Origin of the sequence: Pantoea sp. LMR881, assembly GCF_027157825.1 — a bacterium.
GTDB lineage: Bacteria > Pseudomonadota > Gammaproteobacteria > Enterobacterales > Enterobacteriaceae > Pantoea > Pantoea haifensis.
The window spans coordinates 148,558-162,372 of record NZ_JAPVOK010000002.1 but is presented as its reverse complement, the minus strand read 5'-3'; the positions used below and the strand labels follow the sequence as shown (position 1 = coordinate 162,372).

Genomic DNA, 13,815 nt, shown 5'->3' with positions numbered 1-13,815 from the left:
AGCAAATGACAACCATCGTAGAAAAAAACCGTGCGCGGTTAGTTAATATTTTCCTGTCTGAACTTGTTCGTAAAACTGGCTCAATGATGATAGCGGCTAAATTGCCAGACGGATCGATTACAACGGTGCAGCTTGATTCCGAAACAGTTACCAAAGCGTTAATTAAATTATTTGAAAACTCTGTGAAGAAAACGATCTCTGGCGATGCCGCAGAACGCGAAATAGCGGAAACCTACAGCGAGTGCGTGAAGATTAAATCAGGGAAGTTGTCGGCTATCGGTGAGGGGTTTATGGATGCGCTTATTTCAAACCTGACTGAACTGGCATTTCAGCAACGGAGCGATAAATGACGCTCACCACATTGAAAGCACCTGAATGGGTAATCGTTCAGGCAACCAAAAAATTAATTCAGTACCGCAAGCGACGGATATTTCCCTGCCGCATTCGCAGCACTGGATTTCTCAGTCTGGCAGTTAATCCGCGCTGGCGCCTGCTCTCTCGGAACGGCGGCAAAGACTGGCAGTTAATGACTCACGAAACCTATAACGGCGTTAAGGACGGAAAATGAAACTCACAGTAATTAAAGAAGATGCAATCGACGAATCATTTCGCATCGTTCAGTCGCCGGTATTCGTTGTGACACGTCACGGCTATTCAAAACGCTGCCTGAGCCGAAGCGCGGCAATCAATAATCTGGCGCATTATATGGTTACCAAAACCTTTCATCGTGCCTGCATTGATACCAACGAGCCGGATACGCCTGTTCAACAGGATGGCGTAACCATTCATCACATCGGCCAGCACACCCAGCAATACCTTTTTGCTCACAATCGTTGCGTCCGCCGTATTCGCCGCATCCTGACAAAGAAACGCGAGTTTCAAATTTGGGTGAAGAAGCATGAAGAAATCAAACAGCAATATGCCGTTCACCTGGCTAACAAACCGTACTGAGGGTGATCGCTATGAAAAATGAAATTACCAGCCCTACGCCAGCAGCGATGATGAGCACGAAAGAGGTTGCCCAGTTGACCGGAAAAACACTCGGTAACATTCATGCCGATGTCTGGACGCTCATCTTTCAACTGTACGGGATCGGAAAGGATGATTGGAATTTCAATCATCATAAAAAACAACCGGTTGAAATTTTGGATGGGGCGATCGCGAAAATTGACAGTCGGGGGTATGTGTCGGAGCTGCTACTGAACCGCCGCCACACTGAAATACTTATCACCGGTTATGACGTTGTGCGCCGTGCGGCCGTTATTGATCGCTGGTTTACCCTGGAATCAAAGACCCAGCAGCCAGTTGATGCAATGCGGATGCTGAGCGACCCAGCAACACTCCGGGGGCTGCTGATGAACTACTCCGAAGATAACCAGCGGCTGGCAGGAGAAAACATCGCGCTTACCGCAACAGTTGGTAGCCTGGAGAAACACTTCACCAAAGGGATGACTATCCCTGCCTTTTGCAAAGGCCTGAACGGCGTAAATGTCAGCAAAATGATGTGGTGGGCTTTCGGGCGTGAGTGGGTTTACAACGAGCAGCGTGATCCAGAGAAAGACCCTCGGTGGCGCGTGGCGAGCTATGCGCGGGATAAATATCTGACCGAGGATAAAACTCAAGTCACACCGCACGGTATGGAAACTTTCACGCGCTTTTCCCCTGTCCTTCTTGAAGGCGGTTGCCACCGAATTTATCAGCTTTATATGAAGGGCGAATTGCCAATGAAAAAGACATGGAACGGTGAATTCAGCCATGACAAAGCAATTTACACACCGGAGGCTGACCGTGCCAAAGCGTGAACCCTACTCATACAGTAATACGCTGCAGCAGAGCCACCAGCAGGCTTTGCAGTGGCTGGCCGATGCTTACCTGTTTCACCTGGTAAGTATGCATCGTCGCCCGGTGTACCGTCATCAGTATGGTGATATCTCGCTGAGCCAGCACGCGGTGCAAGGTTTTATTGATACTCACCTGACGGAAAAAGGTATGGGGCTTAAAGAGCGCCGTGCCCGATACATCACCCTATTGGATATTGACGCATTTACGTTTCGGTCAAACTCAGATTTCGTTGACTGGGGAACGGTGCCGCAGCTTAAGCCGCGAGGTATCCGATGGATGAATGCCTGCTTTAATCGCTACGGTGAAATGGTCCAGGACATGGGTGGGCAGGATGTGGTTGAGGCGATGATTAAAAAGGAGCTGGCTGATGAAATTTGAATTTAAGGATCAAGGTGCCGTGGCAACCCTGACCATCACCAGCAGCCTGTTTGAGTTCCGCAAACACAACCGGGCGGTAGATGCCGCCCTGCTCTCGGCTGATGTGACGGCCAGAACGTCAGGCATCTTCATCCGCAAAACAGTCATCAGTGGACCGGCAAATCGTAGTCTGCGTGCCTATAAAGCAGCTATCAACGTGGAGGCAAAGTGAGCACAGAAAACATTTTTGAACTGATGGCCCTAGTGAAGTCGGCAAAGGGTGATCCGTCTGCAGTAGTTGATGTGGTATGGGAGGCAGGATACCGCCAGCCGCCTCGTACTGAGCAGGAAGCTGCACAGATCACCATCGACACGTTCTTTTATTGTGAATCTTTTGACATGCCAACTGACTTTTGGCCGAAAAGTTATGATTCCGTTCTTCAAAATGAGCTGATGAAAGCCGTTCTGACAGAGGATGAAGACGACTCATGGTGCAAGGCAGACCCAGCCAAAGTGGCAAAAAGCATTCTGGCTGCGGGTTTTTCAAAGGAGGCTATCTGATGCCAACCACTCGCAAGCTTTCGAACCTGTCAATTACGGAGATTGAAGCCCGCCAGGCAGACGCAAGCGTAAAATTTGATGACGGATGCGACCATACTCAGCGAATTATCTGGAACATGAACGGCAAACGGTATATGCGTAACGGACAGAACGTTTCGCGACCACCAGCTCCGCAGGTTGCGCCGGTTAGGGTTGCGCCAAAGAAAAAGCCGCGTAAGCGTGTTTACCGTGTGGTTGAAAAAGCAATAGGAGCGGTTTAATGAATACAATGTTTTTGCTTATGGCTGAGTATGAAACCGCTACCGTTCCGCTGAGCCAGGTGTGTGAAAAATATTTCGGAATGAAATCAGCCACAGCTGAAAGAAAAGCGGCTGAGAACAGGCTGCCAATTCCTACATTTCGAACCGGAGATAGTCAGAAAGCACCGAGAATGATTCATATAGCAGATTTAGCAGAATTCATTGATAAACAAAGGTCAGAAAGCAGAAGTATGCATCAGGTGGTAAATAGCGGAAGCTAATCAAACTTCAGCTTGCACTCACCAATTCCACCAAATATAGCCCGGTCTTGCCAAAAACGCCGGGCTTGCTCAGTACCGAGAACCGTGATATCCACATCATCAATTTCTTCCCTGCAATACCACGATTTCACAGCATCTAGCAACTTACCACCATAGTTATTACCCCTGTATTCGGGAAAAACATATATGTCGCTTAGTTCGGCTGAGTTGTAAAGAGCATAACCAAGAACGTGATCTTCATCTAAGAGAACCGTTACCCTTACCCCATCCGCATCTTCTTTTAACAATCCAAACATAACCGCTCGCTGTCCGCGAAATGTATCGAAAGGACATTCGTTATCATTTGCTAGAACGCTTCGTATTTGCTGGGCATATTGTTCTGCTACAAGAGTAGGCCATTCATAAGATATAAAATGCAACGTTTATTCCTGTTGATTACTGGTTATTTTGGGTTTACTTTACATAGTTCAGGTCCCCATGAGCCCCCTTTTTGGGCTAACCTGTTGTTTTAAATAAAAAGAACCCCAGCAAAGGCGCTGGGGTTTGGTACTTGCAAGCATCACGTCAATGATCGGCGTGCTGCGCGGCAAAATCGGGAGTGATTCAGGCGACCCGAACGGTATTCATCTGCATCACACTTTTCATCGCTTCCACCACGTCACCATCAACACAATAGCGACTGAACTCATCGGTTTCAGCTTCGGAACACATTGAGACACCGGCTTTTCGATAACGCATCGGCGACGCCACGAGGCGACTGGCCGAGCTGTGAACTTCACGAATACCCATGTCGAGAAACTTTTGCAGGTTACTCAGGCGCACGCCCGCACCCGCCATAATAATAGGACCCTCACTGAGTTCGTTAAGTTCCTTCAACAATGCAATTCCGTTTTCCGCGCTTTGTTGTTGCCCTGATGTCAGAATGCGCGCGACGCCGAGATCGGTCAACTCCTCTAAGGCACGTTTCGGACTATGGCACAGGTCAAAGGCGCGATGAAACGTCACCGAAAGACCCTCACACAGCGCCATAACCTGCCGCATCTGGCTGCGATTAATGTGTGCGTCTTCATCTAACATCCCTATCACCAGGCCGGGAAAACCGAGTTCACGAATTAACGCGACATCCGATTTCATGACTTCAAATTCACGTGCGGTATAACAAAAGTCTCCGCCCCGTGGTCGCACAATGGGATGAACCGGTATCGCCACCTCGCGACGAGCGGCTTCAAGCATACCGGCAGAAGGCGTTAACCCCCTTCACGTGGTGAAGTGCAAAGCTCAACCCGATCGGCTCCAGCCTGTTGCGCATTCACTGCGCAGTCCACGCCATAGCAGCAAATTTCCAGTTTGATCATTCTCTTCTCCTGTTTATGACGGCTGGTTCGAACCCGGTTCATCAGTTAATCTGACCTACAAGGTGAGTTTACGCGGAAAGGTAACTATGACATTCAATTTTGACCAACGGATAGACCGGCGTCACAGCGATAGCCTGAAATGGCACAAATATGCGGGCCAGGACATACTGCCATTATGGGTAGCGGATACGGATTTCCGGTCGCCGTCATGCATTATCGAAGCGTTAAAAGCCCGTGTTGAACAGGGGGTTTTTGGCTACGGCGACAGGCCACATGGCTTGATTGACACGGCTATTGCGCGCTTCGCCTCACGCTATCAGTGGCACGTTGACCCTGAGTGGATCGTGCTGTTGCCTGGGGTGGTAAGTGGTTTAAATTTGTCAGTCCGTGCTTTCACTGCTCCCGATGAAATAACCCTTGCGCCAACGCCCATTTATCCTCCGTTTCGCGGTGCAGCTAAATTAGCTGACCGGGGGCAGTTAAACCTGCCGTTGAGCCTGCAGAATCACCGCTGGGTCATTGATATCAATGCAGCCACCAGCCAACTGAGCGGCAAAGAAAAATTATTGATGTTATGCAATCCGCAAAATCCTGGCGGCACGGTTTACCGCCGCGCAGAATTGCAGGCACAACTGGCTTTTGCCCAACAGCATGATTTGATCGTCTGTTCTGACGAGATCCATTGCGATCTGCTGCTGGAGCCAGGCCTGGAACATATACCTTTCGCGTCGCTCAGTGAAGATGCGGCGCAGCGCAGCATTACGCTCATCTCCCCTTCCAAGAGTTTTAATATTGCTGGTTTAGGCGCGTCGATGGCGATTATTCCAAATCCTGAACTGCGCGCACGCTTTAATCGGGTGCGTCAGGGAATTGTGCCTTCAGTGGATATTCTGGCGCTGGTTGCGGCTGAAGCAGCATGGCGTGACGGTGATGACTGGCTGGCGGCGCAGCTCGCCTATTTGCGCAGTAATCGTGACTGGCTGGTTGCACAGGTTAACGCGCTGCCCGGCCTGTCGATGCAATCCCCGAGGCGACCTACCTTGGCTGGATAGATGCCAGCGGGCTCGATGTCGCCAGTCCGGCCCTCTATTTCGAAAAACACGGTTTAGGCTTTTCGCCAGGCCGTGATTTTGGTGATGACAACTTTGTACGCTTTAATTTTGGTTGCACCCGCGCCACGCTGGAAGAAGCGATAACGCGAATGCAGCGTGCTGTTGCTTTGCGCTGTTAATCTGCTTCGCTGGCAACGATCTCTTCCAGTCGCCACGGATGAAACTTAATGGTTGTTTGCCCGTCTGTGACCGCTAAGGTCGGATTGGGCAAACGCTCCTTCTCTCCTTTTGGCGAACTGGTTTTAAACGAAATCCCCGGCTGCGTCAGGGCATCATCCGACAACAGCGCCATAGCGCGTACGCCCAGCGTGTCGGGTTCCCCGCGCAGCACAATCTCTACGTGCTCCCAGCCTTCGTGGCGATAGCGTTTTTCACCCGGCCACGGCAGTTCAATAATATCCAGCTGCCAGCCAGCAACGGTTATCGGTTGATGCAGTTTAAACAAGCAGATGGGTCTGCCGTTGATGATGTTTTCCGAAAACAAGGTCGCGATTTGCTGTAATCCCTGTTTCCAGCGCGCCGCAGTGGCATCCTGATGGCAACGAACCGCGATATGATCCGCCTCAAGATCGCGAAGCGATAAGCCTAATCGTTGAGAAAATGTTTGTAATGCTTGCTCAAAACGCAGCAAATCTGCGTCTAAATCGATCAATTCTGCCGGAAAAGTGGTGTTCACCGCCTAAATTCTCCTTAGATAATTCAATATTTCTAACCAATACAAAACGCCGTCTGGCCTGCGTTAAGTACCACAAAATGATAAGATTCATCCGATTTGGCGCTTTAACTACCATAAAAGCGTATAACTAAACGTTTTAATTCGGATTATTCCCTCTTTAGGGCCAGCACTTACTTGATGAAAACAGGTTAACTTGCTGTTTTTAATTAGGTTCTTTAATACAATGAGATAACTCTTATTTGCCAGGCAAACAATTGCAGCCACCCGACCTTTCTTATAAATTTGATCCAACACAACTAAAAGGAATGGCTCAATGTCTATGCTAATCGTTGTCGCGGTCCTGATCGCACTGATGGGATTTGCTATTTCCCGCCATTGGAAGGTGCGAGAAGATAAAAGCGTCAAGAACCCTCGCCGTCATCTCCGACGCCGTTAAAGCACACGGGAAACATTTCAGGCGCTGTTTCCCCGCTTTATCCAACTACTGACGCCCACAGACAATTCACGTATACTTTCTCCCTCATTTTTTTCCATTTTGTCTGGTAGTGGATGCCAGGCAAGATGATGATGACGGCTCGTTGCAATATTAACGAGCGTTTTTCAGCATATGAAGGTATCTCGGTGAATATTCAGGCTCTTCTTTCCGCAAAAGTCAGTCAGGCAATGGTTTTAGCCGGCGCACCCGCCGATTGTGAACCCCAGGTTCGTCAGTCTGCAAAGATCCAGTTTGGTGATTATCAGGCAAACGGCATTATGGCCGTGGCAAAAAAGCTGGGGCAAGCGCCGCGACAGTTAGCTGAAACCGTTTTGCAGCATCTTGACCTGACGGGCATCGCCAGCAAAGTAGAGATCGCCGGGCCGGGCTTCATCAATATTTTCCTCGATCGCAACTGGCTGGCTGAACAGGCTAAACAGGCCATTAAGTTGCCGCGCCTCGGTGTGGCTCAGGCTGAGCCACAAACCATTGTGGTTGATTACTCCGCACCAAACGTGGCGAAAGAGATGCACGTTGGTCACGTACGCTCAACCATCATCGGTGATGCCGCGGTACGCACTCTGGAATTCCTCGGTCATAACGTTATTCGTGCTAACCACGTCGGCGACTGGGGCACGCAATTCGGTATGCTCATCGCTTTCCTGGAAAAACAGCAAAACGAGGATCACGCTGAGATGGCACTGGCTGATCTCGAAGCGTTCTATCGTGAAGCGAAGCGTACCTATGATGAAGACCCCGTTTTTGCCGAACGTGCACGCGGTTACGTGGTGAAGCTGCAAGGTGGCGACGACTATTGCCGCCAGATGTGGAAAAAGCTGGTCGACATCACCATGAGTCAGAACCAGAAAATTTATGACCGCCTCAATGTTACGCTGACGCGCAAAGATGTAATGGGTGAAAGCCTCTATAACGATATGCTGCCAGGCATCGTGAGCGATTTGAAAGCTAAAGGCTTAGCGGTTGAAAGCGAAGGTGCAACCGTGGTGTTCCTGGATGAGTTCCAGAACAAAGAGGGTGAACCGATGGGCGTGATCATCCAGAAAAAGGATGGCGGCTATCTTTACACCACCACAGATATCGCCTGCGCGAAATACCGTTACGAAACACTGCGTGCCGATCGCGTGCTCTACTATATCGATTCACGCCAACACCAACATTTACAGCAGGCATGGACTATTGTGCGCAAAGCGGGCTACGTGCCGGAAAGCGTTCCGCTTGAGCACCATGCTTTTGGCATGATGCTGGGCAAAGATGGCCGTCCGTTTAAAACCCGCAGCGGCGGCACCATCAAACTTTCCGATTTGCTGGATGAAGCTTACCAGCGCGCTTACACCCTGGTGCGTGAAAAGAATCCAGAGATGAGCGAAGAAGAGGTCAAATCGCTGGCAGAAGTGGTTGGCATTAGCGCGGTTAAATATGCCGATCTGTCGAAAAGCCGTACCACAGATTACATCTTCGACTGGGATAACATGTTGGCCTTTGAAGGCAACACCGCGCCTTATATGCAATATGCTTACACCCGCGTTTTATCGGTGTTCCGCAAGGCTGGCATTGATGCAGATTCACTGGATGCTGAGATCACGCTGACGGACGATCGCGAAGCGTTGCTGGCTACCCGCCTGCTGCAATTCGAAGAAGTGATCACCCAGGTTGCGCGTGACGGTACGCCGCATGTCATGTGCGCCTATTTATACGATCTCGCTGGTCTGTTCTCCGGCTTTTACGAACACTGCCCGATCCTCAGTGCGGATGACGTCACCCGCCTTAGCCGTTTACAGCTCGCAGCGTTAACAGCTAAAACCCTGCAGCAAGGCCTCGATACGCTCGGCATTAAAACAGTCGAACGCATGTAAAACAAAAAAACCCGCTCAGGCGGGTTTTTTTATGCGCTGTTATAAACTGTCAGCGGTAGTTCACCGTGACTTCACTGCTCACAACGCGCAGCCCCGGCGGTAATGCTCCCTTCCCGGCAAAACCAAACACCATATGCAGGCTTTCATCGGCGGCAACATGCGCCAGTCCACGTGTCGTGCCGCTGGCACCCTCTAATGAGGTGCAGCGTTGCGCCGCACACAGTTTAACTTCCAGTCCAGAAGGTGCAGGTTTACTGAGCTGGTAGCGCCAGTTCACGACATTGATATGGCCACTCACCTTTGCGGACGGCAGCAGCGGTTGTGAATGTTGCCAGCTGCCGCGGTTGACCAGCGACGGTCCATTGGCGCTGGCATGCCACGCGCCGCCAGCCGCTTGTGCCCACAAAGGTAACATCACCAGCATCCAGAGCGAACGCGTCATTATTTGCCTCCAATGGTTGCAGTCATGCGGATCTGACGGTTGTCGCTGAGTTCCATATTAGACAGCACCACCAGTTGCGGCAGATTACGACGCAGGAAGCGCGCCAGCAACGCACGTAACGGATGATTAACCAGTAACACAGGAGGTGCACCCAGCATTTCCTGACGCTGTAACGCAGCCTGCGCCTGGTTCAGCAGACGATCGGCCAGTCCTGGCTCCAGTCCACCGCCGCCTTGTAAAGCCTGGAGCAGCAGACGCTCCAGCGTTGCATCAAGTCCAATTACCTGCACTTCGTCGTTGCCGGGGAACCACTGCTGCGTAATGGCGCGGCCTAATGCGACGCGCACCACGCTGGTCAGTTCCTGCGGATCGTTCTGGATCGGCGCATGTTCAGCCAGCGTTTCAATAATGGTGCGCATATCGCGAATGGAGACCTTCTCCACCAGCAGGTTTTGCAGCACTTTATGTAGCGTGGTTAATGTGATCACCCCCGGCACCAGATCTTCTGTCAGCTTCGGCATCTCTTGCGTGACGCGATCCAGCAGCTGTTGCGCCTCCTGGCGACCAAACAACTCGCTGGCATATTGTCCGATCAGGTGATTAAGGTGCGTTGCCACCACCGTACTGGCTTCAACCACGGTAAAGCCCTGGATTTGCGCCTGCTCTTTCAGTGCGCTGTCAATCCAGATTGCGGCCAGCCCAAAGGCCGGATCAACCGTCGCTTCGCCGGGTAACGTACCCGCAGCTGTACCGGGATTTATCGCCATCCAGCGCCCTGGATAAGCATCGCCGCTGCCAATTTCCACCCCTTTCATCAGGATGCGATAGCGCGCTGGCGGTAACTCCATATTGTCCCGGATATGGACCACCGGCGGCAGGAAGCCAACATCCTGCGCGACTTTTTTACGAATGCTTCGGATACGCCCTAACAGTTCGCCATTTTGCAGGTGATCGACCATCGGAATCAGGCGATAACCGACTTCCATGCCGAGCGTATCTTCCAGTTGTACATCGGTCCAGGAGGCTTCGGCTGCCGCAGGCGTCTCCTGTGCTTTTTGAACAATGCTGCTGGATTCCGCTTTTTTGTTTTGCGGCTGCATCTCACGGCCACGAATCCACCAGGCGAGACCCAGCAAAGCAGCAGTAAACAGCAGGAACACCAGGTTTGGCATACCCGGAACCAGACCCAGCAGGCCAATAACCCCGGCGCTGAGCATCAGCACGCGCGAGTTGTTGAACAACTGGCCAACCATTTGCTCGCCGACATCTTCATCGGTCGCAACACGGGTCACGATAACGCCCGCTGCGGTGGAGATAACCAGCGCCGGAATCTGTGCAACCAGGCCATCACCGATGGTCAGCAAAGTGTAGGTCTCACCTGCATGGCCAACGTCCATACCGTGCTGTACCACACCGACCAGCAGGCCCCCGATCACGTTGATCACCATGATCAGAATGCCCGCGATGGCATCGCCGCGCACAAATTTACTTGCACCATCCATCGAACCGTAGAAGTCCGCCTCCTGCGTCACTTCCTGACGACGACGCTTGGCCTCCTCTTCGCCAATCAGACCGGCGTTGAGGTCGGCGTCAATCGCCATCTGTTTGCCTGGCATCCCGTCAAGTACAAAGCGCGCACCCACTTCTGCGATACGGCCAGCCCCTTTGGTGATAACCATAAAGTTAATGATCACCAGGATGATAAACACCACGATACCAATGGCGAAGTTACCGCCCACCAGGAAGTGACCAAACGCTTCAACAACCTGGCCTGCGGCTGCCGCACCGGTATGCCCTTCCATCAGGATGATACGGGTTGAGGCGACGTTAAGCGCCAGACGCAGCAAGGTTGAAAACAGCAAAATGGTCGGAAACGCCGCAAACTCCAGCGTGCGCTGGGTGAACATCGCCACCAGCAGCACCATAATGGAGAGTGCAATGTTAAAGGTGAACAGCAGATCGAGGATGAAAGGTGGCAGCGGTAGCACCATCATCGACAGAATCATCAGGATCAGCACCGGACCGGCCATGATCTGCCATTGCGTATCTTTAAAACTGTTCGGTAAACGCAGTTTTTCGGCCAGATTAGCCATCGTTTCGATTCTCTCCTGCAAAGTCCATTTCTGCCGGGACAGGCAGATGTTTTGGTTTGGTTGGGATCAGGCCGCCCTCAAGCTTCCAGCGGCGCAACTGCCATACCCACGCCAGTACTTCCGCAACCGCGGCATAAAGCGCGCCGGGAATGTGCTGACCTATTTCAGTGTGTCGGTACAACGCACGCGCTAACGGCGGCGCTTCTAAAACCGGAATGCGATGTTCAGCACCCAGTTCACGGATCCTCAGTGCGATTTCGCCCGCGCCTTTTGCTATCACTTTCGGTGCGCTCATTTTTTTCTCGTTATATTGCAGCGCGACAGAATAGTGCGTCGGGTTTGTCACGATGACATCAGCTTTAGGCACGTCAGCCATCATGCGGCGGCGTGCGGCGGCGCGCATTTGCTGACGAATGCGTCCTTTGACGTGCGGGTCACCCTCTTGCTGTTTGTGCTCGTCGCGGATTTCCTGGCGTGACATACGCATTTTTTTGTAATAGCTGTAGAGCTGCCAGAAGACGTCATAGCCAACCATGGGAATCAGCCCCAGCATCACCAGCGAGCAACACACCACAATCATATTCATGCCGTGAGTAAGTGCATTGATCGGCGATTCGCTGATCAGGTGCAGCATGTCAGGCCAGTGTGAGCGGATATACCAACCGGCAACGGAACCCACCAGAATCGCTTTCAGAATGCCTTTGAAAAGTTCAGTCCAGGCCTGACCAGCGAACATGCGCTTAAAACCCGGCAGCGGATTCAGCTTGGTAAAATCCAGTTTGATCGATTTACCGCTGATCACGATGCCGCCAAGCAACATTGGTGCGGCAATAGCAACCAGCACTAATCCCCTAACAGCGGCAGCAGTGCCAGAATGGCCTGACTGACCAGATTGCCGATATGGCTGATGATGATTTTGTCATCTGTCACCATGCCATGATCAAATTGCAACCCGGTCGCCACCATCCGGGCTAAGCGCCCTGCCATTGAGGTGCCGCCCAGCCACAAAATCATGATGCCTGCCAGCAACATTAATACGGAGGTCAGCTCGCGCGATCGCGGAATCTGCCCTTCCTGCCGTGCTTTCTCAAGTCGGTGGGGTGTGGGGGATTCTGTTTTGTCCTCGTCGCTCTCTTCAGCCACAACAAACCTCGGTGGATGGGATTTCTGAGCATAGGATGCCAAAGTAGCGTGGAGTTAAAGCGGAGATAAAACGGATAAAACAGGCGCTCTTTGCCGAATGGAAAAAAGAAGGGCAAACAAACCTGATGCTCTGGGCTGGGAAAACGAGCACCAATCCAGCCTGAAGCGGCTCTCTGTTTACTGGCATCAGTCAACGTTTCTCGCTAATAAAGACAGCCAATAAAGCCATCATCAACGCGGAACCCAAAACGCCTGGCGGTGCTGCAAGCAAAACGCTGAAAACCATTGCAGTGAGTAACCTGCCGTCTGCATGCGCTTCCAGGTCAAATCATATCGAATATTACAAACCGCTCATTTTGAACATATGACCCTTGCGCGAAACATTTATGCTTCAGCTGGTTTGTTTTTTTTGAGGAGAAAAGAATTTTATTACCTTTAAGCATATATCTATTGATGAAAGAAGGGTGAATATTGTCACAACAACTTCAGAGAGTTCTCGTGGCGCAGCATAAGATCCTTCGCTGATACAAGCCCCGTTAAGAAAAGCATATCCAATCATAATGCCTGTAAAAATTGCTGTAATTTTTAATAAATTATTCATCCCTTCCCCTGGACATCCTGGCGCATATGGCCGGGATTGTTTTATTACCAACGACACTGACCACTGAAATTATTACTGTTCTTACTATTATTATTATTAGAAGAACCGTTTGATGTAGAGCAGGAATTCCCTAATGCTGCCCCGGCAACGCCAATTGCAACTCCTGGCAGTCCTCCTCTCAGGGAGCCCTAAATTCCACCCACTATGATAGCCTTATTGCAACCCGCTACTCCGGGATCGTTATAACGAGGATTTCCTCTTTCATTAGAGTTCCCTCTACCTCTGTTATTGTCATTACCAGGCCCATGCTTGTCAGCATAATTACCGGCACCTGAGATCATTTCTATTTCTTCAGTGCTGAGTTCTCTCATATAACATCCTTATTTAACACTCTACTGCATTGATGGTCTTCATAGAATATTCACAACAAAAAAACGATCAACCCCTTTTATTTCTTCACTACCCGCTGCTCACCAATATATTTCACACAACACTTAAAATAAATGCATTACTGATTCACTTTAAATAAAGATAAAATAAACTTATTTATAAAATAAGAAGTTAACGTGGATTCAGATATGAATAACGCTCAAAGAAATTCAAAAAACCCAAAGCTTTATTAACAATATTTTCACCTGTTTTTATTTTAGATAGATTTGTTATGGTGTGAATTACATCTCATTTAAAAAGAAAAAACCCCATGTAGAAACATGGGGTTTGTCAGCATGATCACACGATTTAAGGGCAATCTCACAGGGAAGCTT

15 protein-coding genes and 3 pseudogenes are annotated in these 13,815 nt (G+C 50.6%); 11 read left to right on the top strand and 7 right to left on the bottom strand.

The window, feature by feature from the left end; genetic code table 11:
• Positions 1-5 precede the first annotated feature (5 nt).
• Genes O3W44_RS02420 through O3W44_RS02380 form a run of 9 tightly spaced genes read left to right on the top strand, consistent with a single transcriptional unit; the run spans position 6 to position 3,280 of the window.
• The gene (locus O3W44_RS02420) at positions 6-350 is read left to right on the top strand and encodes a hypothetical protein (protein WP_269291853.1); all 345 of its coding nucleotides are present in this window, start codon (positions 6-8) and stop codon (positions 348-350) included.
• Positions 347-568, top strand: coding sequence for a ParE family toxin-like protein (locus tag O3W44_RS02415; protein WP_269291852.1), 222 nt, complete (start codon positions 347-349; stop codon positions 566-568). Before O3W44_RS02420 ends, O3W44_RS02415 begins: the two co-directional genes overlap by 4 nt.
• Complete coding sequence (locus O3W44_RS02410; protein WP_269291851.1) at positions 565-951, top strand: hypothetical protein; 387 nt, start codon at positions 565-567, stop codon at positions 949-951. Before O3W44_RS02415 ends, O3W44_RS02410 begins: the two co-directional genes overlap by 4 nt.
• Positions 952-962: 11 nt before the next feature.
• Positions 963-1,802, top strand: coding sequence for an ORF6N domain-containing protein (locus O3W44_RS02405; protein WP_269291850.1), 840 nt, complete (start codon positions 963-965; stop codon positions 1,800-1,802).
• On the top strand, positions 1,789-2,220 hold the full coding sequence (locus tag O3W44_RS02400; protein ID WP_269291849.1) for a hypothetical protein: 432 nt from the start codon (positions 1,789-1,791) through the stop codon (positions 2,218-2,220). Before O3W44_RS02405 ends, O3W44_RS02400 begins: the two co-directional genes overlap by 14 nt.
• Complete coding sequence (locus O3W44_RS02395; protein ID WP_269291848.1) at positions 2,210-2,431, top strand: hypothetical protein; 222 nt, start codon at positions 2,210-2,212, stop codon at positions 2,429-2,431. Before O3W44_RS02400 ends, O3W44_RS02395 begins: the two co-directional genes overlap by 11 nt.
• On the top strand, positions 2,428-2,760 hold the full coding sequence (locus O3W44_RS02390) for a hypothetical protein (protein WP_269291847.1): 333 nt from the start codon (positions 2,428-2,430) through the stop codon (positions 2,758-2,760). The genes O3W44_RS02395 and O3W44_RS02390 overlap by 4 nt, the downstream gene beginning before the upstream one ends.
• Positions 2,760-3,020 carry a hypothetical protein gene (locus O3W44_RS02385; protein ID WP_269291846.1) on the top strand — a complete coding sequence of 87 codons (261 nt, stop codon included), beginning with the start codon at positions 2,760-2,762 and terminating at the stop codon, positions 3,018-3,020. The genes O3W44_RS02390 and O3W44_RS02385 overlap by 1 nt, the downstream gene beginning before the upstream one ends.
• Entirely contained in the window at positions 3,020-3,280 is a 261-nt protein-coding gene (locus tag O3W44_RS02380; RefSeq protein WP_269291845.1) for a pyocin activator PrtN family protein, read from the top strand. The genes O3W44_RS02385 and O3W44_RS02380 overlap by 1 nt, the downstream gene beginning before the upstream one ends.
• On the opposite strand, the gene O3W44_RS02375 is transcribed toward O3W44_RS02380, so the two are convergent.
• Together O3W44_RS02375 and cutC are read right to left on the bottom strand one after the other, a co-directional pair.
• The gene (locus O3W44_RS02375) at positions 3,277-3,699 is read right to left on the bottom strand and encodes a GNAT family N-acetyltransferase (protein WP_269291844.1); all 423 of its coding nucleotides are present in this window, start codon (positions 3,697-3,699) and stop codon (positions 3,277-3,279) included. The genes O3W44_RS02380 and O3W44_RS02375 overlap by 4 nt on opposite strands.
• Before the next feature lie 184 nt (positions 3,700-3,883).
• A pseudogene (gene cutC, locus O3W44_RS02370) lies at positions 3,884-4,635 on the bottom strand (copper homeostasis protein CutC).
• An 86-nt stretch (positions 4,636-4,721) separates the two neighbouring features.
• Here cutC and O3W44_RS02365 point away from each other — a divergent pair.
• Positions 4,722-5,866: pseudogene (locus O3W44_RS02365) on the top strand (MalY/PatB family protein).
• On the opposite strand, the gene O3W44_RS02360 reads toward O3W44_RS02365, so the two are convergent.
• A complete protein-coding gene (locus O3W44_RS02360; RefSeq protein ID WP_269291843.1) occupies positions 5,863-6,423 on the bottom strand; it encodes a VOC family protein in 561 nt (186 codons plus the stop codon). The pseudogene O3W44_RS02365 and the gene O3W44_RS02360 sit on opposite strands and share 4 nt — an antisense overlap.
• 621 nt (positions 6,424-7,044) lie before the next feature.
• Between O3W44_RS02360 and argS the strand changes: the two genes are divergently transcribed.
• On the top strand, positions 7,045-8,772 hold the full coding sequence (gene argS / locus O3W44_RS02355; RefSeq protein WP_269294348.1) for an arginine--tRNA ligase: 1,728 nt from the start codon (positions 7,045-7,047) through the stop codon (positions 8,770-8,772).
• Positions 8,773-8,821: 49 nt separating this feature from the next.
• On the opposite strand, the gene flhE is transcribed toward argS, so the two are convergent.
• The 4 genes and pseudogenes from flhE to O3W44_RS02335 all read right to left on the bottom strand — a co-directional run bounded on the left by flhE (position 8,822) and on the right by O3W44_RS02335 (position 13,051).
• A complete protein-coding gene (flhE, locus tag O3W44_RS02350; RefSeq protein WP_269291842.1) occupies positions 8,822-9,214 on the bottom strand; it encodes a flagellar protein FlhE in 393 nt (130 codons plus the stop codon).
• Entirely contained in the window at positions 9,214-11,307 is a 2,094-nt protein-coding gene (flhA, locus tag O3W44_RS02345) for a flagellar biosynthesis protein FlhA (protein WP_269291841.1), read from the bottom strand. Before flhA ends, flhE begins: the two co-directional genes overlap by 1 nt.
• A pseudogene (gene flhB / locus O3W44_RS02340) lies at positions 11,300-12,450 on the bottom strand (flagellar biosynthesis protein FlhB). The gene flhA and the pseudogene flhB overlap by 8 nt, the downstream one beginning before the upstream one ends.
• A gap of 391 nt (positions 12,451-12,841) precedes the next feature.
• Positions 12,842-13,051, bottom strand: coding sequence for a hypothetical protein (locus O3W44_RS02335; protein ID WP_269291840.1), 210 nt, complete (start codon positions 13,049-13,051; stop codon positions 12,842-12,844).
• Positions 13,052-13,815 lie beyond the last annotated feature (764 nt).